Consider the following 23,061-nt stretch of genomic DNA (forward strand, 5'->3'; position numbering starts at 1 on the left):
TGCCATCAGCGGTCACCGTCCTTCCCGATCGGCGCTGTCCGGGGTCTGGACCGGAGCCACGCGCGATGTCGCAGCCCGGAGCCGAGGGCCGAGCCGGCGAACGTCCCGAGCAGGTAGCCGGGCACCGCCAGCTGCCAGCCTCGTCCGACGGTCGAGAAGACGACCACGGCGATGACGAGTGCCACGATCATGACCGGGGTGCCCGCTGAGGCCGGGGCGAGCCGGAGGGCCAGGAGCCCGACGGCGACGCCGAGCAGCGAACCGGCGACCGCGTACGGCAGGACGCCGAGCACGTTCCCCACGCGCGCCCCGATGACCAGCGGGATGAACAGTCCCACCAGCGCGATCACCAGCGCGAACACCGCCCTGCCGCGGCTGAGAGGGGCCCCACCTCGGTTGCGCTCGTTCCCCGCGTCCGATCGCTTCACGCCAGTCCCACCGTCTTCGCCACCTCGTGCAGTCCGTCGACGCCGAACCCGACTCCGGCACCGACACCAGCCGAGCTCCACAGGCGCAGCGCGTTCGCTCCGGTGCTGAACACCCCATCGACGCTGCTCGGGTTGAACCGTCCGAACTGGTTGAGGGTCGATGCCTGTTTGGGCCCGCCGGGGATCAGCGTACCGCCAGCGCCGGCGGCACCGTTCCAGAGCAGGTCGAGGCCAGAGGTCTGGTCACCCGCGATGGTGTTCCCCGTGTACCCGCCGAGCATCGATCCGCCGCCGGCGACGGTCGCACCCCACGCGGACGCGACCCGCGAGGTCGCACTGGAGCCGGTGACCTTCGCGAGCGTTCCGCCGGCCGGACCCGCGATCCCGCCGATCCCGCTCGCGATGCCACCGCCGACCATGTTCCCGACGAGACCCCGCGGCGTCCAGTCGGGGTTGTGTGCCACGTAGGACACACCGCTTCCCGCACTGCCGACGGCACCGTTGACGCTGGCGTTCGCGACCACTGCGCGCCCGACTCGACCGGCGGACGAGGCCGTCTTCGCCACGAGCGCACCTGCGCGCGCGCCGGCACCACCCAACAGTCCAGTGACACCGCCGATGACGGTGTCCACTCCGACGGCACCCCAGTCGACCTTGCCGTCGTCGCCTCGGTGCCCCTGGATGGAGAGGCCGCCGGCCAGGGCCGCCCCACCACCCGCAGCGAGAGCGAGCGCGACGACCGGACCGAAGGGGGTGAACATCGAAGCCACGGTCAGCCCGACGCCCACGACCATCGCCACCTTCGAGATGGCATCCGCATGCTCGTCCGCCCAGTCACGCAGGTCACCGAACATCCCCTGGTGCGCATCCCGGTAGCCCTGGATGTCCTCGTCCGTCGCGGGACGCAGCCCCAGCGGGTCCAGCGCGTGCAGCGGGTCGTTCCCCGCGTACGAGTACGGGTTCCCCGACCACCCGGTCCCGAGCACCGGCTCGAGTGGGTCCACGGAGAGGAACCCCCGCGCCGCCGGATCGTACACGCGGGCCCCGAGCCACTCGAGGCCGCCGATGCTGACGCTGCCGTTCGGGGTGAGCCCGACGCCGTCCGGCAGGGTGGCGCCACCGACGCCGGCGAGCACCGCCCACGGGTCGGCCGCGTCGGTCGCACGCGCACCGCGCCAACCGGGTGCCGCCCACTCCGACCCGACGGCGGCGACGCCCCCGGGCAGGTCGAGCACGCTCGTCCCCGCGATCGACACCAGGGACGGCACCGTAGCGGCGGTGTCCCACCACGCCTGGACGCCGTTGACCGTGGCGAGCTCCCCGAGCGCGTCCGCCCAGACCTCGGTGCGTGCCGACTCGGCGTAGGCGCGGTCCCGGACGACGACGCCGGCCAGGTAGCCGAGCGCCGACCACGCGTACTCGGTCGTCGAGCCGTCCGCGTCGGTCCGGCGGACGCGTCGGCCGAGCCCGTCGTGGACGTACTCGGTACGGAGGCCGTCGCGGACGGACGCGGTGAGCTCCCCCGCGATGTCGTACTCGTGGACGGTGGTCACCCCGCCCACCGTCTCGGCGACCATCCGGCCCGCGGAGTCGTACTCCCAGCGGGAGTCCCCGGCACGGACGAGCTGCCCCGCGGTGTCGTGCCCGTACTCGACCCGCCCGTCGCTCCCGACGACCGCGACGATCCGGCCGTCGTCGTCGCGCTCGATGTGCGTCGTCTCCGCGCCGTCGAGCGTCGTCGTGGTGTGCGCGACGAGCACGCCCCGCTCGTACGACCACGCCTGGACGACGTCGCCCGTGGCGGACTGCACGATCCGCCCGGCCGCGTCGTACGCGAACGTCCCGGCGCCCAGGCCGTCGCGTTCGACCGCCACGATCCGGCCGGCGGCGTCGCGGCGGTACGCCGTGCGGGTGCCGTCGGGGTCGACGCGGGCGGTCCGGAGGCCGTCGGCGTCGTACTCCCAGCTGATCGCCGCGCTGCCTCGGGCCCGTCGGACGAGCAACCCGCGACGGTCGAGTTCGAGCTCGTGGTCGACGGCACGTCCGGCGCCGCGGGTGTGGTCCGTCACGACGAGGGTGCGGGCCACCGGGTCGTGTCGGATCTCGGACTGCAGGACCCCGTCGACCAGCAGCTGGTGCTGTCGGCCGGCGGCGTCGAAGGTCCACGTCGTCGTGCGGCCGTCGGGGTCGGTCTGCCCGGTCTGCCGGCCCGCCGCGTCGTAGGTCGCGGTCGTGGTCCGGCCGAGCGGGTCCGTGACGGCGACGAGTCGGTCCGCGTCGTCGTACACGCGCCGTGTCACGCCGCCGGCGGCGTCGGTGACGCTCGTCAGACGACCGCGCTCGTCGTACGCGAACGCGGTGACCCCGCCGACGCCGTTGACGACCTCGACGAGCTGGCCGGCGGCGTCGTACCGGAACCGACGCTGACCGAAGCGGACGTCGGTGCTGGCGACGAGCCTCCCGGCCCGGTCGTACCGGAACCGCGCCGTGCCGGAACCGGGAGCGGTCTGCGCGACGACCCTGCCGAGGGCGTCGCGGGTGATCTCCTCGACGTCGCCGGTGGGGAGGGTCCGCCGGACCACCCGGGAGTCCGCGTCGTAGGACAGCGTCGTCCGTGCCCCCGCGGCGTCGGTCGCCGCGACCGGCCGGCCGCATGCGTCGTGCTCGTACACGGTGCGAGCACCCGACGGTGCGACGACCGCGACGACGCGACCGGCGAGGTCGCGCTCCAGTCGGGTGAGCCCGCCCTCCCCGTCCACCAGCTCGACGGGCCTGCCGGCCGCGTCGTACGTGACGAGTTCGGATCCGGTCCGGTCGCTGGTCGACTCGACCGGACGACCGTGGGCGTCGAAGCGCACGGTCGCCACGGCGAACGCGTCGCGCAGCGTCGCGACGCCTGCCTGCGGGTCCGTCGTGAACTCCTGGCGGACGCCGGTCGGGTCGGTCGTGGCGGCCAGGCCTCCGGTGACGTCGTACTCGCGTCGCCACGTCGCGCCGGTGGGGTCGGTGACGGCCAGGAGGCGCGACAGGCCGTCGTGCGCGAACGTCCAGACCGCGCCGCCCGGCGTCTCGAGCCGCGCCAGCTCCGCCTGGTCGTCGTACGTCCGCCTCGTGGTGCGACCCAGCGGGTCGGTCACGGTGTGCAGCTCGCCGTCGGGCGAGTACGTGTACTCCGTCCGGCCACCGAGCGGATCGACGACCGCGCTGGTCCGGCCGCCCACGGTGTGTTCGAAGCGCCAGACGGCGCCGTCCGGGTCCTGCCGGGCGACGAGCAGGCCGGCGGCGTCGTGGCGGAACTCCGTGCGGGCGCCGGACGGATGCACGGCCGCGACCACGCGACCGGCCGCGTCGTACTCGATGCGGGCGGTGTTCCCGGCGGCGTCCGTCGTCGCGACGACCTCGCCGAAGGCGTCGTGCTCGAGCGTGATCGTCACGCCGGTCGGGTCGACGACACGTCGCAGCAGGCCGTCGTCCCAGGTCAGCTCCGTCCGGCCGCCGACCGGGTCGACGACGACGGACGGGTCACGGTCGTCGCCCACGTACTCGTACGTGACGACCGCTCCGGCGTCCGTGACGACCGTCGTCACGCGGTCCTGGTCGTCGTACCCGTACGTGACGTCGCCGCCGGAGGGAGTGACCGTGCGGGTCTTCCGGCCGCGACCGTCGTACGCGTGCACCGTCACGGAGCCGTCGCGTTCGGTCACCGCGACCAGGTTGCCGTGGGCGTCGTAGCTCATGGACTGGCGGTGGTCGTCCGAGTCGACGATCCCGACGAGTCGTCCACGCGGGTCGGCGATGTACGAGTTCGACCGGCTGCCGTCCGGGTCCGAGACGACGGTCACCCGCCCCGGGAGGTACGCGAACCGCACCGTGCGACCGTGCGGGCTGACCTGCTGCGTGACGCGGCGCTGGGCGTCGTAGGTGTTGTCCACCTCGACCACGCCCGCGGCCGAGGTGACCGTGCTGATCAGGTCGTCGTCGTTCCACCCGTAGGTGCGGGTGCCGACCGCGTCACGCACCGACGTGAGGCGCCCGCGGTCGTCGTAGCCGTACTCGACACGGCGGCCGTCGGAACCCCGGAGCACCGCCACCCGACCGTCCACGTGCTCGACGTCGACCGACCGGCCCCGCTCGTGGACGAGGCGCGTCACGAGGTCGTCGGCGTCGCGCTGCACCGAGATCGCGGTCCCCGGTGCGCCGCGCTGCCCGAGCCACTGCCCGGACGGGGTGAAGTCGATGCGGCCGCCCGCGTTGTCGCGGACGACGAGCAGGCCGTCCTCGGTCGCGAGCCAGCGGTTCTCGCCGATGCCCCGGCTCCAGCCCGCACCGTCGCGGGGGAACCGGATCTGCCGGCCGTCGGCACCGACGAAGGACGCACCCTCGTCGTCGAGGAGCAGCCGGGTCTCCAGGACCGAGGACCAGCCGAGCCCGAAGACCCCGACACGGTCGTCGAGGGAGTTGTACATCCGGGTGACCTGCAGCGCCGCCGACGCCCCCGCGAACGCCAGGTCGACCTCCGGCTCGAGGAAGTTGCCGGTCGTGGTGTTGACCGGGTCCATCGAGAACCCCGTGGTCGGCTGCGCGCCGTACGCCGTCGGCGGGTCGAACTGCACGTCCGACCGGCTCGCACCGACTCCGGCGGCCTGCAGCGCCGCGGCGAGCGCCGAGTCCGACACCGTCGAGACGTCGCCCTCGCCCCCGGCAGCGGCGAAGGCGTCCGCGAGCGTCTTCGCCCAGGTCACGTCGTCGTCGTTCGCCGCGAGCCACTGTCGGAAGGCCGACACCAGGCTGCCCGCGTCGATGTGCGCCCACGAGCACCTGCTGGCGAAGTCGTCGAGCTTGCCGGACACCTGCCCCGGCTTGCCGTCGAGCTGCTGGTTCAAGCCGGCGGACCCGGTGGCGAACGACCGGAGGTCCGAGGGGCGCGCGGACGAGGTCCCACCGCCACCGCCACCGCCACCGCCGGGGTTCGGCGTCTGCCGCGGTGTCGCCGTGACCGCCGGTGCGGGGAAGGACGGCGGCTCCGTGTTCTCGACCTGCGGCATGGGGTCGTAGTGGAACGTGTCGTTCCAGAAGTCCTGGAACCCGTTCCGCTCGTCCTCACGCTCCTGCCACTCGCGCGCCTTCTTCCGGTTCTCGCGCTCGGTCTTCGCCGCGGCCTTCATCTTCTCGACCCAGCCGGCGACGGTCCGGAGCGCCTCGGAGATGTCCGTCGCGTCGGCTGCCGCCGTCGCGGCGTTCTCGGTGAAGAGCTGCGAGAAGCGTCCGCGGAACTCCTGCGAGGCGGTGCTGACGAACGAGCGACGCGACCCCGTCTGTCCGGAGATCGCCTCGGCAGCGCCGTTGAGCGCGGTGATGAGCGCGTCAGCGGTGCCGTCGTCGAACTCGATCGCTTCGGTGTTGGCGTGGATCTTCGCCATGGTCGTCCCCCCGGAGGTGTTGCTGGATGTCGTGCTGGCCGGCCCGCCCCGGACCGAGGACGCCCGGGCCACCGTGGTCACGGCAGCCCGGGCGTCGACGTGCTGACTACGCGCCGCCGCCCGCGGTGAAGATGTCCTGGGAGATCTTGTCGAGCTGGGTGCGGAGCTGCTCGAGCTCGGTCTTCGCCTTGTCGAGCGCCGCCTTGGTCTCCGGCCAGGTCGACCCGCGGAACGTCGAGGCGAGCGGCCCGTCCCAGACGTTCGAGTCGGACAGGATGCGCCCCTGGGCGTCGAGCTGCGAGATCTGGTCGGTGAACCCGCCGTTGACGATCGACTGGATCTGGCGGATGGCCGACTTGGCCTGCTCGGTGGAGAGCACACGTGACATGGTGAACCTCTTTCGTTTCGTAGCTGCACCCCCGCGCAGTGGAATCCCCCCGGAGGCTCTGACCCCGCCACCATACCCACGTGCGTCGACAGATGTCACCGGCCGCATATCGTGACGATTCCTCCCCCCGTTCGGGTGACAACGCATCGGCGCGGTCCTGACACCCGATCGGAGGAGGGTCGTCCACAGGCACGCCGGCAACCCCCGCTGCGGCGATCGTCGGGTGGCAGGATGTGGGGATGGACACCGAACCGCAGCTCGACGGCGACTCCGTCGCGCCCGACCTCGACGACTTCGACGAGGTCGTCGAGATCGAACACGAGTCGCTGCCTTCGGATCGCTACTCCGACCGCGAGATCAGCTGGCTCCGGTTCAACCAGCGCGTGCTCGAGCTCGGCGAGGACCGCACGGTGCCGTTGCTCGAACGCGCGAACTTCCTGGCGATCTTCGCGTCGAACCTCGACGAGTTCTTCATGGTCCGCGTCGCCGGCCTCAAGCGCCGCATCGACACCGGGATCGCCGTGCCGACGAACGTCGGCCGGGCGCCGAGCGACGTCCTCCGCGACATCGCGACGAAGGCGCACGAGCTGCAGGACCGGCACGCCCAGGCGTTCATCGGCTCGCTGAAGCCCGACCTCGACGCCGCGGGCATCCACATCGAGCACTGGTCCGACCTGGCCGAGGCCGACCGGCTCCGGATGCGCGAGTACTTCGCCGAGCAGATCTTCCCGGTGCTCATGCCGCTCGCGGTCGACCCGGCGCACCCCTTCCCGTACATCTCCGGGCTCTCGCTCAACCTCGCCGTGCGCGTCCGCAACCCGAAGTCGCAGCGCCAGGAGTTCGCCCGGCTCAAGGTCCCGCAGAACTTCTCGCGGCTGATCGCGCTGCCGGACGACAACTCCGGACGCATGCGGTTCATCCCGCTCGAAGACCTCATCGCGAACCACCTGGACGACCTCTTCCCGGGGATGGAGGTGCTCGAGCACCACGTCTTCCGGGTCACCCGCAACGAAGACGTCGAGATCGAGGAGGACGAGGCGGAGAACCTCATCCAGGCCCTCGAGCGCGAGCTGCTGCGTCGGCGCTTCGGTCCACCGATCCGCCTCGAGATCACCGAGGACATGGACCCGGTGACCCTCGACCTCCTCGTGCGCGAACTCGACATCACCGAGCAGGAGGTCTACCGACTCCCGTCGCCGCTCGACCTCGGGTGCCTGTTCGAGATCGCGAAGATCGCCCGACCGGAGCTGCACTACCCGAAGCACGTGCCGACGACGCCCGTGCAGTTCCAGCCGGGCGAGCCGAACACCAAGCCCGACCTCTTCCGCGCCATCGCGGCACGGGACGTCCTGGTGCACCACCCGTACGAGTCCTTCGCGACGAGCGTGCAGGCCTTCCTCGAGCAGGCCGCCGCCGACCCGAACGTGCTCGCGATCAAGCAGACGCTGTACCGCACCTCCGGCGACAGCCCCATCGTCGAGGCCCTGATCGACGCCGCCGCGGCCGGCAAGCAGGTCCTGGCACTCGTCGAGATCAAGGCCCGCTTCGACGAGCAGAACAACATCACCTGGGCGCGCAAGCTCGAGAAGGCCGGTGTGCACGTCGTGTACGGCCTGGTCGGGTTGAAGACGCACTCGAAGCTGGTGCTCGTCATCCGGCAGGAGGGCGGCACGCTCAAGCACTACAGCCACATCGGCACCGGCAACTACAACCCGAAGACCTCGCGCATCTACGAGGACATGGGGCTCTTCACGTCCGACGACACCGTCGGCAAGGACCTCACCCGGCTGTTCAACGAGCTCTCCGGCTACGCCATCGAGAAGAAGTTCAAGCGACTGCTCGTGGCGCCGCTGCACCTGCGCAAGGGACTGCTCAAGCGCATCCAGGTGGAGACGGACAACGCCGCCGCCGGCAAGCCCTCCGGCATCCGGATCAAGGTCAACTCGATGGTGGACGAGCAGATCATCGACGCGCTGTACCTGGCCAGCCAGGCCGGGGTGCCCGTCGACGTCCTGGTCCGTGGGATCTGCTCCCTGAAGCCCGGGATCGAAGGTGTCAGCGAGACGATCCGCGTCCGCAGTGTCGTCGGCCGGTACCTCGAGCACTCGCGGGCATTCGCCTTCCACAACGACGGCGACCCCTTCGTGTTCATCGGCAGCGCCGACATGATGCACCGCAACCTCGACCGTCGCGTCGAGGCCCTGGTCCGGCTGTCCGACCCCGCACACGTCGCCGAGGTCCAGGAGATCTTCGACCTGGCGATGGCGGACACGACCAGTTCGTGGCACCTGGAGTCCGACGGCGAGTGGACGCGCCACTCGACCGACGACGCCGGTCACCCGCTCGACGACGTGCAGAATGTCCTCATGCGGAAGATCTCTGCCCGGAAGCGTTCCACGCGGTGAGTGGCGGGTCAACGGGTCCCGTCCTCGCGGCGGGTGCGGTGGTCTGGCGTGAGCAGGGCGGGGTCCCACTCGTGCTGCTCATCCACCGTGAGCACCACAAGGACGTCTCGTTCCCCAAGGGCAAGGTCGATCCGGGCGAGGCCGTCCCGACGACCGCTGTGCGCGAGATCGAGGAGGAGACCGGGTACCGCGTCCACCTCGGGGCGCCGCTCGGGACCGCCGAGTACGTCCTGCCGAACGGTCGCGACAAGGTCGTGCACTACTGGTCCGCCCGGGTGGGGACGAAGGAGTTCGAGCGTGCCGGGGAGTTCACGCCGAACGACGAGGTCGCCTCGCTCGAGTGGGTCTCGATCGACCAGGCACGCACCCGGCTGACCTACGCCCGCGACGTCGCGATCCTGGAGCGGTTCGCCGAGCGCGCCGCCGTCGGACACCACCGCACGTTCGCGCTCATCACCCTGCGCCACGCCAAGACGGTCCCCGGCTCGGACTGGCAGGGCACGGACGCCACCCGTCCACTGCTGCCCGTGGGGCGATCGCAGGCGAAGGCCGTCGCGTCCCCCGTCGCCGCGTTCGGCCCGCGCAAGATCGTCAGCAGCACGGCGGCTCGGTGCCTGGCGACCGTCGAACCGCTGTCCGCCGCGACGAAGCTCGGTGTCGCCAGCACGCCGGACATCAGCCAGGACGCCCACGACCACGGCGCGGCCGACGTGAAGGGCGTCGTGCGGAAGCGGCTCGAGAAGGGCAAGACCACGGTGCTGTGCTCGCACGGCCCCGTGGTCCCGGACATCATCGCCCGCATCGCCACGGTCACCGCCGACGACAGCGGCCGGTTCGACCTCCGCCGGGCCGCGATGCTCTCGGTCGGGGACTTCTCGGTCATGCACATCGCCGACGGGCACCTCGTCGCCGTCGAGACCCACCGCAACACGATCTCCGCGTAGCACGACCGGCCGATCCTCCCGAGAACCGGCCGATCCTCCCGAGAACCGGCCGGTCCTCCGGCGACCGGCCGGGGGGCGGGGGCGGGCACCACGTCGGGGGCGCCCCCCGGCCCCCCCCCCCCGAGCCCCGGCCGGCCCCCGGGCGCCGGGCCGGGAGCCGGGGCCGAGCACCACGTCGGAGCCGACCCGGGCCTCCCGTCCGCACCCCCAGACGCAGGCACGCTGTTCCCGAGCATGCCCCCGGATCCGCGGGAGCGCGCGGATTCCGCGCCGGGTCAACACGTCGTTCACCTTCCGTTCACCAACGGGCGTGATGCCGGTCACTTCGCGTCCCTACAGTCGCTCCCGGGTCAGCACCGGCCCACGGGACCGACAGCGGTCCCACCTGCATTCATTCCCGAAGGGACCCCTGTGAACATCAAGCGAATCGGCATGGTCGCGGCGATCGCGATCGCCGGCGCGGTCGTGCTCTCCTCGTGCGCGGCGAACGAAGGCGGCTCGGGCAGCACCGCGTCGGCTTCGGCCTCGGGTGTCGACTACTCGAAGCTCTCCGGCACCCTGACCGGCTCGGGCTCCTCCGCCCAGCAGACCGCCGAGGCCACGTGGGCCGCCGGCTTCCAGGACCAGGCCTCCGGCGTCACGGTGAACTACTCGCCCGACGGCTCGGGTGCCGGCCGCAAGAACTTCATCTCGGGTGCCGCGGACTTCGCCGGCTCCGACGCGGCCCTCTCCGACGAGGAGCTCTCGGGCTCCTTCGGCCTCTGCGCCGCGGACTCGAAGGCCATCGACGTCCCCGTCTACATCTCCCCGATCGCCATCGCCTACAAGGTCGACGGCGTCAAGGACCTGACGCTGGACGCCAAGGCGATCGCCGGCATCTTCTCCGGCAAGATCACCAAGTGGAACGACTCGGAGATCGCGGACCTGAACAAGGACGCGAAGCTCCCGGACGCGAACATCACCGTCGTGCACCGCTCCGACGACTCCGGCACGACGCAGAACTTCTCCGAGTACGTCTCGGCGAACGCCGGTGACGTGTGGACCCAGGCTCCGAGCCAGACCTACCCGTACCAGATCGGTGACAGCGCGAAGGGCACCTCGGGTGTCGCCTCGGCCATGCAGGGCGCCTCGAACGCGATCACCTACATCGACGACTCCGGCGCGGGTTCGCTCGACAAGGCGAAGCTCATGGTCGGCGGCAAGGCCACCACGATCTCGGCCGAGGGCGCTGCCCAGGTCGTCGCCGACTCGAAGACCGTCTCGGGCCGTGAGACCAACGACCTCGCGATCGACATCGACCGTAAGGACACCGCCAAGGGTGCATGGCCGCTCGTCCTCGTCTCCTACGCCATCGCGTGCCAGGAGTACAAGGACTCGACCAAGGCGGACCTCGTGAAGTCCTACCTGACCTACGTGGTCTCGGACGACGCCCAGAAGGCCGCCGCGTCGGAGGCCAAGTCGGCCGCCCTCTCGAGCGACCTCGCGAAGAAGGCCGCTGACGCGGTCGCGTCCATCAAGTAACACCTCCTGAGAGCCCGGATGCCGGTCCGTCACCACCGACCGGCATCCGGGCCCTTCCCCGTATCCCGACAGGAGTCCTGCGCCCCATGACGACCGCACCGGTCCGCCCCGCGTCACCGACCATCCCGAAGCCGAAGCCCGTCGTCCGTGTCGGCGACCGGGTCTTCTCCGCCGCCTCGGTGATCTCCGGCGGCCTCATCCTGATCGTGCTCGCGCTCGTCGCGGCGTTCCTCGTGTGGCAGAGCATCCCCGCCTTCTCCGCGAAGGTCGGCGAGCTGCCGAACCAGGCGACGAACTTCTGGGACTACGTGGGACCCCTCGTCTTCGGGACGGTCTGGTCCGCGCTCCTGGCGCTCGTCATGGCCGTGCCGCTGTCGATCGGCATCGCGCTCTTCATCTCGCACTTCGCACCGCGCCGCATCGCGCCGGTGCTCGGCTACGTCATCGACCTGCTCGCCGCGGTGCCCTCGGTGGTCTACGGGCTGTGGGGCATCGTCGTCCTGGCCCGCTTCGTGCAGCCGTTCTACGCCTTCCTGAACGAGTACCTCGGCTGGATCCCGCTCTTCTCCGGCCAGGTGTCCGGCACCGGGCGCACGATCCTGACGGCGTCGATCGTCCTCGCCGTCATGGCCATCCCGATCATGACCGCGGTCATGCGCGAGATCTTCCTGCAGGCGCCGACGCTCAACGAAGAGGCCGCCCTCGCCCTCGGGGCCACGCGCTGGGAGATGATCCGCCTGTCGGTCCTGCCGTTCGCGAAGTCCGGCATCGTGTCCGCGATCATGCTCGGGCTCGGGCGAGCGCTCGGCGAGACGATGGCGATCGCGCTCGTGCTCTCCGTCTCGACGAACGTCACCTTCCAGCTGCTCACGTCGCTGAACCCCTCGACGATTGCGGCGAACATCGCCCTGCAGTTCGCCGAGGCATCCGGGCCCGCCCTGAACGCGCTCATCGCGTCGGGCCTGATCCTGTTCGTCATCACCCTGGTCATCAACATGCTCGCGCGGTACATCGTCCGCAAGCGCGTCAGCTGAGAGGTCGCACCCCGATGTCCCTCGCACTCCGTCAGTCCTCCGGCAACGTCTTCGCCAACGGGAAGCTCCACGCCTCCGTCCCGTGGCTGCTGCTCGCCGGCAGCTGGGTCGCCCTGGCCCTCGTGTTCGCGCTCCTCAACGCGGGCGGCTCCCTCAAGGACTTCAACATCGTCGCCGCGCTCTTCCTCGGCACGGTCCTGTTCGACGTCCTCATCGTCGTGGTATCGCGGATCGTCGAGGGCGGCCGGAAGGCGGTGGACCGGCTCGTCACGTCGCTCGTCGTCACCGCCTTCGTCATCGCGGTGCTGCCGCTCGTGTCGCTGCTGTACACCGTCCTCGCCGACGGCCTCGCGCGCTTCGACGCCCAGTTCTTCTCGTACTCGATGCGCGGTGTCATCTCCGTCGGCGGCGGCGCGCTGCACGCCCTCATCGGCACGATCGAGATCACGCTCTTCGCGGCGCTGATCAGCGTGCCGATCGGCCTGCTCACCTCGATCTACCTGGTGGAGTACGGCACCGGCCCCCTCGCCAGGGGCATCACGTTCTTCGTCGACGTCATGACGGGCATCCCGTCGATCGTGGCCGGTCTGTTCGCCTACTCGCTCTTCGCGCTGTTCCTCGGACCGGGGGCACGCTTCGGCCTGGTCGGCTCGGTCGCCCTCGCGGTCCTGATGATCCCGATCGTCGTGCGGTCCACCGAGGAGGTCCTGAAGATCGTCCCGATGGAACTCCGCGAGGCGTCCTACGCCCTCGGTGTCCCGAAGTGGCTCACGATCGTCAAGGTCGTCCTGCCCACCTCGCTCGCCGGCATCACGACGGGCGTCATGCTCGCGATCGCCCGCGTCATCGGTGAGACGGCCCCGCTGCTGGTCACGGCCGGGTTCACGACGAGCATGAACTACGACCTGTTCGGCAACCCGATGATGACGCTGCCGGTGTTCGCGTACACGCAGTACTCGCAGCAGGGCGCCAACCCGGTGCCGTTCGTCGACCGGGCGTGGACCGCGGCACTCGTCCTCATCCTCATCGTGATGGTGCTCAACCTGCTGGCCCGCTTCATCACCCGCCTCTTCGCTCCCAAGCTCTCCCGCTAGAACCTCCGGAAGGTCCACTGTGTCCAAGCGCATCGAGGTCGACGGCCTCAACGTCTACTACTCGAAGTTCCGCGCCGTCGAGGGCGTCGACATGACGATCGAGCCCCGCACGGTGACGGCGTTCATCGGCCCGTCCGGCTGCGGCAAGTCCACCTTCCTCCGCACGCTGAACCGCATGCACGAGGTGATCCCCGGCGCCTACGTCGAGGGCTCCGTCAAGATCGACGGCGACGACCTGTACGCGCCCGGCGTCGACCCGGTCATCGTCCGCCGTCAGGTGGGCATGGTGTTCCAGCGTCCGAACCCGTTCCCCACCATGAGCATCAAGGACAACGTCCTGGCCGGTGTGAAGCTCAACAACAAGCGCGTCTCCCGCTCCGAGGCCGACGACATCGTCGAGCGGTCGCTGCAGGGCGCCAACCTCTGGAACGAGGTAAAGGACCGCCTCGACAAGCCCGGCATGGGCCTCTCCGGCGGTCAGCAGCAGCGTCTGTGCATCGCGCGCGCCATCGCCGTGCAACCGGACGTGCTCCTCATGGACGAACCCTGCTCGGCGCTCGACCCGATCTCGACCCTGGCGATCGAGGACCTCATCGAGGAGCTGAAGAAGGAGTTCACGATCGTGATCGTGACCCACAACATGCAGCAGGCATCCCGGGTCAGCGACAAGACGGCGTTCTTCAACATCGCCGGCACGGGGGCGCCCGGGAAGCTCATCGAGTTCGACGACACGGCGACGATGTTCTCGAACCCGTCCGTGCAGGCCACCGAGGACTACGTCTCCGGCCGCTTCGGGTGACCGCGCGGGTCGGCCGGGCCTCCTCGTGTCGACTCGGAACGACAGCGTCGGGCCTCCTCGTGCCGACTCGGAACGACAGCGTCGATGTCGCACGACATCGACGCTTTCGTCGTCTGCGGCCGCAACTGCCGGCGCACGCAAGGAACGACGGAGTCGCTGTCGTACGACAGCGACTCCGTCGTTCCGAGTCGACCGGGCCGGACCCGGACACCAGCCCCGGCCAGCGCCCTACGCCGTGGGAACCGCCACGATCGGCGCCGAGGTCGGCTGCTTCGATCCCCCGGCGGGCTCCACCGTGATCCCGACCGTCGCGCCGGAGGTCATCGCGCCGCTCAGCACCGCCGAGCGCACACCCCCGTCGACGTCGTTCATGAGCCCGGCCGACTTGATCGTGCCGCCGGATTCCTGGGAGTTGATGTACCAGAGCTCGTAGGTCTTGTCGGACGGAGCAGCCTGCACGCCGTCGAGGATGACCGCGGACTTGCCGAGCTGCTGGGACCACACGACCGTGGCCGTGCCGCCGCCGGACACCTGCGACGTGGAGCGCCGGAAGTCGGCTGCCGCGTAGATCTGGTCGAGGCCGGAGGCTGCCTGGGAAGCACTCGTGCCGGGGCCGCTGTCCTGCCCGAAGAGGACGCCACCGGCGCCGAGCCCGAGACCGAGGAACGCCACACCACACGCGGCGGCGACGCTCACCATCGCGGCCGGACGCTGGAACCACCGGCGGCGAGCAGCGGAGGACGCGGCACCACCGGCGGAGGCGACGTCCGTGACGGAGGCGATCGGAGCCTCCTCGACGGGCTCGTCGGCGACGTGACGCGCAGCCGGAGCTGCGGACGGGGCCTCTTGAGGCGTCGTCTGGATCGCTGCCATCAGCGATGCCTTCAGCGACGCGGGCGGCTCGACGGGCTCGACCGCGAAGGCCAGGGCCCGTGCGGTCTCGGCGAGCGAGTCGACCTCGCCGCGCAGCTCGGGCCATGCGGTGATCGCAGCCTCGACCTCGTGCCGCTCGGCGTCGTCCAGGGCGTCGAGTGCGTAGGCACCGGTGAGGAGTGCCGGGTCATCGTGCCGTTCGGTCATGATGCCACTCCCATCTCGTCGCGCAGTCTGATCATCCCGTCACGGAGACGGGTCTTCACGGTGCCGATCGGCACCCCGAGCATCTCGGCCATCTCGCTGTGCGAGTAGCCGCCGTAGTAGGCCATCTGCACGGCCTGGCGTTGGAACTCCGTCAGCCGGCCGAGGGCCCTGCTGACACGTTCGTGTTCGATCCGGATCTCGACCGACTCAGAGACCTGGTCGAAGCCGGACTCGAAGTCGCGGATGCCGATCTTGGTGTCGCGGTCGCGGGACGCCTGAGCGGCACGCACCCGGTCGACCGCGCGGCGGTGGGCCATCGTCAGCACCCAGCTCGAGGCGCTGCCCCGGTTGGTGTCGAACTTGGCGGCCTGCTGCCACACCTCGAGGAAGACCTCCTGCGTGACCTCTTCCGACTGCGCGCGGTCCTTGAGGAGGCGCGTGATGAGTCCGAGGACACGGCCGGAGAGCTCGTCGTAGAGCTCGGAGAAGGCCTGCTGGTCGCCCTGGGCGACTCGGACGAGGAGGGAGTCCGGCGACGACGGGACGGGCTCGGTCGAGCTCCAACGTTCAGTGTCGCGTTCCACGATCGCAAGCATTGCAGGTTTTCCTCCTTCCGGTGTCCGGGTTGCCTGGTACTGAGCAGATCCGCTGAGACCTTGCAGCGAGGGCCCCGTGCGGCCCGCAGGGAATTACTCCGGCGGGTGAGCCGGGTCGGATCGCACGGGGACCCTCGCTGTGTGACGACCAGGGGATCGTCACGGAGATGATTCGGCACCCTCGCCCCGACGGATTGGACCGGATCGGTACTGATCCTCACCAGTTGCGTGGCGCGCCCGGGATCCGGTGTGTCCACCGAGAGTGAACACAGCGGCGCACACAGCGTGTGTCTCGTAGAATCGATATCGCCGGGCCGCAGCAAGCCCCGGGCTCCAAAATTCGCCGCTTCGAGCGGCCTCGCGCCGAGAGGCGCTTCTGCGGCCCGGCTTTCGCATGCCCGGCGCCGGCTCGTCCGGTTGCGGGCTCGTCCGGTTGCGGGCTCGTCCGGTTGCGGGCTCGTCCGGTTCCGGGCGCGGGCGGCTGCAGCCGTCCGGCCTGGAGGCTCGGGTCGGCTCGGAACCGCCAGTCGCGCCCGCGGGCGCTTCAGTCCAGTGCGTCGCGCCGCCACAGCGCGGCGGCTGCGGACAGGTCCTCTGCGAGCTCGGACAGCCGGAAGGCGCGGACCGTCAGGACACTCGCCCGCTCGTCGGCGGTCAGGTCCGAGTCGTCCGCCACGCTCGTGGCTCCCGCGGCAGCGAGGCGGCAGAACGCGGCACCACGATCGAGCGCCACCGCGAAGTCGCCCGTGTACAGCCCGTGCAGGATGCTGTCCGCGAGCGTGAGGATCTCCCCCGGCCCGGTCGGCTGCTCGGCACCCGCGACGGCCTGGTCGATCGTCCCGATCTGCTCCGTCCCGCGGGTGAAGAGGAACGCGACCTCGTCCGGGTTCTGCCGGATCACCGTGCGCATGAGGTAGATCCGCCAGAGTGCCCCCGGCAGCGTGTGCGCCCCGACCCGTGCCCACAGCTCCGCGACGGCCTCGATGCCGTGCACGTCCGTGTAGGTCACCAGGCGCTCGACGACCTCGGGGTCCGGGTCCTGCCGCACACGGTGGAGCAGCGCGTTGGCGGTCTCGTGCGCAACGCGGTTCACCAGCGCCGGGTCCTCGCCGCCCTGGATGGCGGCGAACTCGGCGTCGGTGAAGTGGACGGGACGGTGGTGATCGCGAGGCACCGCAGCAGTGTAGGCGTCGCCGGTGACGCCCCCCCCCCCCCCCCCCCCCCCCCCCCCGCCCCCCCGGGGGAGCGCACGAGTACCGTCCTCGGGCGTGAGGGAGACATTCCTCCCACATGCGAAGAGAGGACCCCCCATGAACGCCCTGCTCATCATCCTGGCCGTCATCGCCGTGATCCTGCTGTTCGTCGGCGGGTTCGCCGCGAGCCTGAAGTTCCTGCTCTGGGTCGGCCTCGTGCTGCTCGTCATCGCGATCATCGCGTGGCTGCTGCGGACGCTGACCGGACGTCGCGGCTGACACCCGACGTCCATCCGACCGAGTTCGGTCCTGGAGGCCCTTGCCCGCTAGCCTTGCGGGTGAGGGCCTCTAGCTCAGTTGGTAGAGCACCGGACTTTTAATCCGAGGGTCGTGGGTTCGAGCCCCACGGGGCCCACCTCTGGTCGGCCCGCCCACCGGACTTTTCATCCGAGGGTCGTGGGTTCGACCCCCACGGGGCCCACCTCTGGTCGGCCCGCCCACCGGATTTTTCATCCGAGGGTCGTGGGTTCGAGCCCCACGGGGCCCACCTCCGTCACCACCGGGGTACACGCACCCCACAGCTTCTCCTCTGCCGATCCACTGCACAGTCCAGGCTCCGTTCAGCGGACTGCTGGGGCAGCGACGATATGGTCGTTCCCGGATCCACACCTCGTGGATCACCAGCAGCACCAGCACGAGAACGAACGGGGTACACCGTGACCGAGCCCATCGACGCCACGCAGACCAGCACCACCGGTGCCGCGCGCCGCATCGTCGAGCTCGCAGCATCGACCGGCACCGTCATCAGCGACGAGCTCCTGCTCGACACGCTCCGCCGCAACGCCCAGGTCAGCACCCGCCACATCCGGAAGGACTTCGTCGAGGTCGCGACCTCGTCGAGCGTGCTCGGCTACGTGTGCCGGCAGCGCAAGCAGTTCATCGCCCTGCGCGGGGACGACCCCGCGTGGGCGCAGGAGATCGGCCGCTACGACTCCGAGTCGCTCGCGGTCGAGGCCCTCCGGATGCGCCGCGCTTCCTGATCAGGACCAGACGCGGCGGATCCCCCACGAGCCCGTCCAGGTCTCGTCGGGCTCGAGCCACCGGAGTCCTTCGCCGGAGTTGAGCGCGTCGGCCGGTGCGGTCATCGGCTCGACGGCGACCGCCAGGCCCGTGCCGTCCCCGCGCGGGAACGTCCGCGACGTGAACACCTGCACGTACGGGAACGACGGGTCCTGCCAGAGCTGGACGCCGTCGCCCTCCGGGCCGTGCAGCGTGGTGCGGCGGATGCCGTCGGCGTCGGGGGTCACGTCGGTGTAGGCGGTGTCGAGGTCGGAGTCACCGGCGCGACGCCCCTGGCGGAGGTCGCGGTCAGTACCCTCGACCGGCTCCGTGCCGTTCGGGATCTTCCGGTCGTCGACGGTGAAGGCCGTTGCCGCGTCGAGCGTGACGACGAGGTCCTCGGCAGGGGTGTCCCCGGCACGCAGGTAGGGGTGGGCTCCGACGGCGAAGGGTGCGCGGACGTCCGAGCGGTTCGTGATCTCGTGGGTGATCCGGATGCCGTCGTCGACGAGTTCGTGGTGCACCCGGGTCTCGAGGGTGAACGGCCAGCCGTGCTGCGGGTGGACCGTGGCCTCCTGCACCAGGGCGCTCTCGGACTGCTCCACCACGCGGTACGGCGAGAACCGGAGCAGTCCGTGCGAGGCGTTGCCGTACTTGGGCTCCGAGATGTCGAGCTGCTGTGCGGCGCCGTCGAGGACCCACCTGCCGCCCGCGACGCGGTTCGGCCACGGCACGAGCACGATGCCGTTCGCCCCTGCCGGCGCCTCGGACGCGGGGAACGGCTCGGTCAGGTCGAAGCCGGCGACCCTCAGCTGGCGGATGCCGGCGGCGACCTCGGTCACGACGGCCTCGACGACCCCGTCGGGTCCGGCGTGACGGAGGTGGTACTGGCCCCCGGTGGGTGCTGCGGTCATGCGCTGTGGTTCCTTCCCGGTCCGGTGCCGTCGGTCCGGCCGTCGTCGGCGAGGACGACCTCGACCCCGGCGGCACGCACCTGCTCGACGAGCTCGGGGGGTGCCTCCGCGGTCACGACGACGTCGATGTCCTCGAGGCCGCTGACGACCCCGACGTGGGCGCGCCCGAACTTCGAGCCGTCCACCACCACGACCGTACGCCCGGCCCGGGCGACGAGCATCCGCTTCGCCTCGGTCTCGGGCAGGTTGACGTTCGTGAGTCCGTGCTCGGCGTCGAGCCCGGTCCCGCCGAGGAACACCACGTCCGCCGCGATCATCGGCAGGACGGCCGTGTTGAAGGGCGCCACCAGGGAGTGCTGGAGCGGGCGGAGCGTCCCACCCGTCACGACGACCGTGAAGCGGGGTACCGCGCGTTCGAGGGCGAGCGCCGTGGTGAGCGAGTTCGTGACGACCGTGACGTCGACCAGGTCGTCACGGGCGACGAGCGCCTCCGCGACGGCGGCCGGTGTCGTGCCGACGTCGAGCACGACGCACTGGCCGGAGCGCACGAGCGCGGCCGCCGCGCGGCCGATCGCGGCCTTCGCCGCCGGGTGTTCGACCGCGGTCTCCTCGAAGGGCCGCTCGCCGGAACCGGCACCGAGACGGAGCGCACCGCCGTGCACCCGCCGGAGCCGTGCCTCCCGGTCGAGGACCGCGAGGTCCTGGCGGACCGTCACCTCGCTCGTGCCGAGTGCCGCGGCGAGCGCGGTGGTGCGGACCATCCCGGGTGCGCCGTCGACGATGGCGACGATGCGGTCCTGTCGGAGCGGTGCCGGCATCGCGCCGGCGAGGAAGGAGAGGTCGGCGTCGCTCACCACCCCAGTTTCACTTGCTTCCGGTCGCTTTCGCAATCCTTCGTTCATCGGGTACGCTCGGTCGGGTGATCACCAAGCGCGCGACGACGCTCGCGGACGGCCGCGACCTCATCTACTTCGACGACGCGGACACGACGCTGCCCGCCGACCGCCGGGTCGACGAGCGGACGCTCGACCCCCGTCCGCCGACCGCGCACATGCGGCAGGACGTCCTCACGGGCGAGTGGGTCTCGATCGCGAGCGCCCGGCAGAACCGCGCGTTCCTGCCGCCGGCCGACCAGGACCCGCTCGCGCCGCAGAGCGACGCCAACCCCTCGGAGATCCCGAGCCGCTACGACGTCGCCGTGTTCGAGAACAAGTCCCCGTCCTTCGGCCCGGACCTCCAGGCGGACGACGCTCCGGATTCGCTCGCGTCCCTGACCGACGTCGGGTTGAACCGGACGTTCCGTTCCGTCGGCCGGTGCGAGGTCGTGTGCTTCTCCCCCGAGACCTCGGGCTCGTTCGCCTCGATCTCGGAGTCGCGAGCGCGCACCGTGGTGGAGGCCTGGGCGGACCGCACGGCGGCGCTCTCCGCGATGCCGGGGATCCAACAGGTCTTCCCGTTCGAGAACCGCGGTGAAGCGATCGGTGTCACGCTGCACCACCCGCACGGGCAGATCTACGCCTACCCCTACGTCACCCCGCGCACGCAGCGCCTCCTGGAGTCGATCGAGCGGTTCGGGCCGGACCTGTTCGAACGACACCTGGCGAACGAGCGGGACTCCGAGCGGGTCGTCCTCGCCGGTGAGCACTTCACCGCCTTCGTCCCCTTCGCCGCACGCTGGCCCCTCGAGATCCACATGCTCCCGCACCGGCACGTCCCGGACTTCGCCGGCCTGACCGACGCCGAGAAGGACGAGCTCGCGCACATGCACCTGCGCCTGACGCGGGGGATGGACCAGCTCTACGGTGACCCCACCCCCTACATCGCAGCGTGGCACCAGGCGCCGGTGCACACCGCCCGGGACACCGTGCGGCTGATGCTGCAGATCACGTCTCCGCGACGGGCCGAGACGAAGCTGAAGTTCCTGGCCGGCAGCGAAGCCGCCATGGGGGCCTGGATCGGCGACGTCGTCCCCGAGCAACAGGCCGAGTTCATCCGAGGAGGGATCGAGCGCGCATGACGTTCCAGCAGGAGTTCGGGTACGAGCCCACGGTGCGGTACTCCGCCCCCGGCCGCGTCAACCTGATCGGCGAGCACACCGACTACAACGACGGCTACGTGCTGCCCTTCGCGATCGACCGTCGGACGACGGCGTCGATCGCCCAGCGCGACGACCGCGTGCTCCGGGTCGCGTCGGCGTTCTCCCCCGGTGAGGTCGTCACGCTCTCCCTGGACGACCTCGCACCGGACGCGATGGACGGTTGGTCCGCGTACGTCCTCGGCATCGCGTGGGCACTCCGCGAGCAGGGCGCCGACCTGTCGGACACGACCGGCTTCGACGTCTTCATCGAGTCGGACGTACCGGTCGGCGCCGGGCTGTCCTCGAGCGCGGCCATCGAGTGCGGGGTGGCGCTGGCCTTCAACGACCTGTGGGAGCTGGGACTCGACCGCAAGCAGCTCGCCCGTGTCGGCCAGTACTCCGAAAACCACGCTGTGGGCGCGCCGACAGGGATCATGGACCAGTCGGCGTCGCTCCTCGGGGAGCGCGATGCCGTCGTGTTCCTCGACTGCCGCACGCTCGACACCGAGGTGGTGGACCTGGCGCTCGAGGCGAACGGGCTCGAGGTCCTCGTCGTCGACACGCACGTCGAACACGCCCACGCGACCGGCGGCTACAAGGCCCGGCGGGAGTCGTGTGAGCGCGGGGCGCAGGTCCTCGGCGTGCGGGCCCTCCGCGACGTGACCGTGGACGACCTGCCGCGGGCCGCGGAGCTCCTCGACGACGAGACGTTCCGGCGCGTGCGCCACATCGTGACCGAGGACCAGCGCGTGCTCGACACGGTCCGGACCCTGCGCGAGCAGGGCCCCCGCGCGATCGGCGACCTGCTCGTGGCGTCGCACGCGTCGATGCGCGACGACTTCGAGATCTCGGTGCCCGAGCTCGACCTCGCCGTCGCGACCGCGATGGAGCACGGTGCGGTGGGCGCGCGGATGACCGGCGGTGGTTTCGGTGGTGCCGCGATCGCCCTGGTCGACCGGGAGGCCCGTGATGCGATCGCGACGGCCGTCACCTCGGCCTTCGCCGCGGCCGGGTACCGCGAGCCGACCGTGTTCACGGTGCACGCTGCGCAGGGCGCCCGCCGCGACTGAGCGCGGCCGCGCGGCGCGGCGCCGCCGCGTCGGCGCCCGGTTCACGCGCTGAGCGACAGTCCGCGGGGCCGAGGGCCCGTGGACTGTCGCTCAGCGCGAGGAGTCGAGTCGGCTAGTGCAGGTGCCGCTCGGCGGCCTCGACGACGTTCTTCATGAGCATCGCGCGGGTCATCGGCCCGACACCACCCGGCGTGGGCGACATGAAGCCGGCCACCGCGGCGACCGCGGGGTCGACGTCGCCGCGCAGCTTCGCCTTGCCGGTCTCCGGGTCGACGACACGGGTGATGCCGACGTCGATGACCGCCGCACCGGGCTTGACCCAGTCCGGCTGCACGAGTCCCGCGACCCCCGCAGCGGCCACGATGATGTCCGCTCGGCGACACTCGGCGGCGACGTCCTCCGTGAGGGAGTGCGTCAGGGTCGCCGTGGCCTCGAGCCGGGTCAGCAGCAGGCCGAGCGGGCGCCCGACCGTCAGCCCCTGACCGATGATCGTGACGTGCTGCCCGCGGATCGGGATGTCGTACGCCTCGAGCATGGCGACGATGCCGCGCGGTGTGCACGGCAGCGGGGCGTCGATCGTGCCGGCACCACCGGGCACGGCGAGCACGAGCTCACCGAGGTTCGTCGGGTGCAGGCCGTCGGCGTCCTTCGCCGGGTGCATGAGCTCGAGCATCGGGATCGGGTCGATGCCCTGCGGCAACGGGAGCTGCACGATGAACGCGGTGACCCGCGGGTCGTCGTTCATCTGCAGGATCGCCGCCCGGATGTCGGCGGCACTCGCCGTCTCCGGCAGGTCGATGCGGATCGAGTCGAGCCCGATCTGCGCCGAGTCGCGGTGCTTGCCGGCGACGTACGACATCGAGCCGGGGTTCTGCCCGACCATGATCGTCCCGAGTCCGGGGCGGAACCCGTGGTCGTGCAACCGGTCGATCCGGACCTGCAGGTCGTCGAGGGTCCGGGCGGCGAGGGCCGTGCCGTCGATGCGCACGGCGGAGTCCTCGCCGTCCCACCGGGTGTGCGGGAGGGCCGGCAGCGTCAC

General features: G+C 70.9%; 19 protein-coding genes and 2 tRNA genes. 12 read left to right on the forward strand and 9 right to left on the reverse strand.

Annotated elements, in window-relative coordinates; translation table 11 throughout:
• Nucleotides 1-5 precede the first annotated feature (5 nt).
• The 3 genes from FS641_RS03905 to FS641_RS03915 all read right to left on the reverse strand — a co-directional run bounded on the left by FS641_RS03905 (nt 6) and on the right by FS641_RS03915 (nt 6,236).
• Nucleotides 6-428: a hypothetical protein gene (locus FS641_RS03905; RefSeq protein ID WP_144760256.1), complete on the reverse strand. Its 423-nt coding sequence runs from the start codon at nt 426-428 to the stop codon at nt 6-8.
• Nucleotides 425-5,848, reverse strand: a complete 5,424-nt coding sequence (locus tag FS641_RS03910) for a DUF6531 domain-containing protein (RefSeq protein WP_144760259.1) — start codon at nt 5,846-5,848, stop codon at nt 425-427. The genes FS641_RS03905 and FS641_RS03910 overlap by 4 nt, the downstream gene beginning before the upstream one ends.
• A 106-nt stretch (nt 5,849-5,954) precedes the next feature.
• Nucleotides 5,955-6,236, reverse strand: a complete 282-nt coding sequence (locus FS641_RS03915) for a hypothetical protein (protein WP_058740961.1) — start codon at nt 6,234-6,236, stop codon at nt 5,955-5,957.
• 239 nt (nt 6,237-6,475) lie between these two features.
• On the opposite strand from FS641_RS03915, the gene FS641_RS03920 reads away from it, so the two are divergent.
• The 6 genes from FS641_RS03920 to pstB all read left to right on the forward strand — a co-directional run bounded on the left by FS641_RS03920 (nt 6,476) and on the right by pstB (nt 14,033).
• Nucleotides 6,476-8,641, forward strand: coding sequence for an RNA degradosome polyphosphate kinase (locus tag FS641_RS03920; RefSeq protein ID WP_144760262.1), 2,166 nt, complete (start codon nt 6,476-6,478; stop codon nt 8,639-8,641).
• Nucleotides 8,638-9,585 (forward strand): NUDIX hydrolase, encoded by a 948-nt coding sequence (locus tag FS641_RS03925; protein ID WP_144760265.1) that lies wholly within the window; start codon nt 8,638-8,640, stop codon nt 9,583-9,585. Before FS641_RS03920 ends, FS641_RS03925 begins: the two co-directional genes overlap by 4 nt.
• 411 nt (nt 9,586-9,996) lie before the next feature.
• A complete protein-coding gene (locus FS641_RS03930; RefSeq protein WP_144760268.1) occupies nt 9,997-11,106 on the forward strand; it encodes a phosphate ABC transporter substrate-binding protein PstS in 1,110 nt (369 codons plus the stop codon).
• An 86-nt stretch (nt 11,107-11,192) separates the two neighbouring features.
• A complete protein-coding gene (gene pstC / locus FS641_RS03935) occupies nt 11,193-12,140 on the forward strand; it encodes a phosphate ABC transporter permease subunit PstC (RefSeq protein ID WP_144760271.1) in 948 nt (315 codons plus the stop codon).
• Nucleotides 12,141-12,154: 14 nt separating this feature from the next.
• On the forward strand, nt 12,155-13,234 hold the full coding sequence (gene pstA / locus FS641_RS03940; RefSeq protein ID WP_144760273.1) for a phosphate ABC transporter permease PstA: 1,080 nt from the start codon (nt 12,155-12,157) through the stop codon (nt 13,232-13,234).
• 19 nt (nt 13,235-13,253) lie between these two features.
• Nucleotides 13,254-14,033, forward strand: coding sequence for a phosphate ABC transporter ATP-binding protein PstB (pstB, locus tag FS641_RS03945; RefSeq protein ID WP_144760276.1), 780 nt, complete (start codon nt 13,254-13,256; stop codon nt 14,031-14,033).
• Nucleotides 14,034-14,261: 228 nt separating this feature from the next.
• Here pstB and FS641_RS03950 read toward each other — a convergent pair whose 3' ends face one another.
• The 3 genes from FS641_RS03950 to FS641_RS03960 all read right to left on the reverse strand — a co-directional run bounded on the left by FS641_RS03950 (nt 14,262) and on the right by FS641_RS03960 (nt 16,883).
• Nucleotides 14,262-15,113 carry an anti-sigma factor domain-containing protein gene (locus tag FS641_RS03950; RefSeq protein ID WP_144760279.1) on the reverse strand — a complete coding sequence of 284 codons (852 nt, stop codon included), beginning with the start codon at nt 15,111-15,113 and terminating at the stop codon, nt 14,262-14,264.
• A complete protein-coding gene (locus FS641_RS03955) occupies nt 15,110-15,709 on the reverse strand; it encodes a sigma-70 family RNA polymerase sigma factor (RefSeq protein ID WP_144760282.1) in 600 nt (199 codons plus the stop codon). The genes FS641_RS03950 and FS641_RS03955 overlap by 4 nt, the downstream gene beginning before the upstream one ends.
• 544 nt (nt 15,710-16,253) lie before the next feature.
• Nucleotides 16,254-16,883 carry a DNA-directed RNA polymerase subunit beta gene (locus FS641_RS03960; RefSeq protein ID WP_144760285.1) on the reverse strand — a complete coding sequence of 210 codons (630 nt, stop codon included), beginning with the start codon at nt 16,881-16,883 and terminating at the stop codon, nt 16,254-16,256.
• Nucleotides 16,884-17,019: 136 nt separating this feature from the next.
• Between FS641_RS03960 and FS641_RS17915 the strand changes: the two genes are divergently transcribed.
• From FS641_RS17915 to FS641_RS03970, 4 genes are all read left to right on the forward strand, one after another.
• Entirely contained in the window at nt 17,020-17,181 is a 162-nt protein-coding gene (locus FS641_RS17915) for a hypothetical protein (protein WP_186317567.1), read from the forward strand.
• A gap of 63 nt (nt 17,182-17,244) precedes the next feature.
• Nucleotides 17,245-17,317: transfer RNA gene (locus FS641_RS03965), tRNA-Lys, on the forward strand.
• Nucleotides 17,318-17,376: 59 nt separating this feature from the next.
• A tRNA-Lys gene (locus tag FS641_RS17920) sits at nt 17,377-17,449 on the forward strand.
• Nucleotides 17,450-17,618: 169 nt separating this feature from the next.
• Complete coding sequence (locus FS641_RS03970; protein ID WP_144760288.1) at nt 17,619-17,942, forward strand: hypothetical protein; 324 nt, start codon at nt 17,619-17,621, stop codon at nt 17,940-17,942.
• Here the strand turns inward: FS641_RS03970 and FS641_RS03975 are convergent, their stop codons facing one another.
• Nucleotides 17,943-18,875: an aldose 1-epimerase family protein gene (locus tag FS641_RS03975; RefSeq protein WP_144760291.1), complete on the reverse strand. Its 933-nt coding sequence runs from the start codon at nt 18,873-18,875 to the stop codon at nt 17,943-17,945.
• On the reverse strand, nt 18,872-19,729 hold the full coding sequence (locus FS641_RS03980) for a DeoR/GlpR family DNA-binding transcription regulator (RefSeq protein ID WP_186317568.1): 858 nt from the start codon (nt 19,727-19,729) through the stop codon (nt 18,872-18,874). The genes FS641_RS03975 and FS641_RS03980 overlap by 4 nt, the downstream gene beginning before the upstream one ends.
• 65 nt (nt 19,730-19,794) lie before the next feature.
• Here FS641_RS03980 and galT point away from each other — a divergent pair, with 65 nt between their 5' ends.
• A complete protein-coding gene (galT, locus tag FS641_RS03985; RefSeq protein ID WP_186317569.1) occupies nt 19,795-20,892 on the forward strand; it encodes a galactose-1-phosphate uridylyltransferase in 1,098 nt (365 codons plus the stop codon).
• Nucleotides 20,889-22,022, forward strand: coding sequence for a galactokinase (gene galK / locus FS641_RS03990; RefSeq protein ID WP_144760297.1), 1,134 nt, complete (start codon nt 20,889-20,891; stop codon nt 22,020-22,022). The genes galT and galK overlap by 4 nt, the downstream gene beginning before the upstream one ends.
• Nucleotides 22,023-22,134: 112 nt before the next feature.
• Here galK and FS641_RS03995 read toward each other — a convergent pair whose 3' ends face one another.
• The gene (locus FS641_RS03995) at nt 22,135-23,061 is read right to left on the reverse strand and encodes a tetrahydrofolate dehydrogenase/cyclohydrolase catalytic domain-containing protein (protein ID WP_260855702.1); all 927 of its coding nucleotides are present in this window, start codon (nt 23,059-23,061) and stop codon (nt 22,135-22,137) included.

The organism is Curtobacterium sp. 9128 (assembly GCF_007673775.1).
Lineage (GTDB): Bacteria > Actinomycetota > Actinomycetes > Actinomycetales > Microbacteriaceae > Curtobacterium.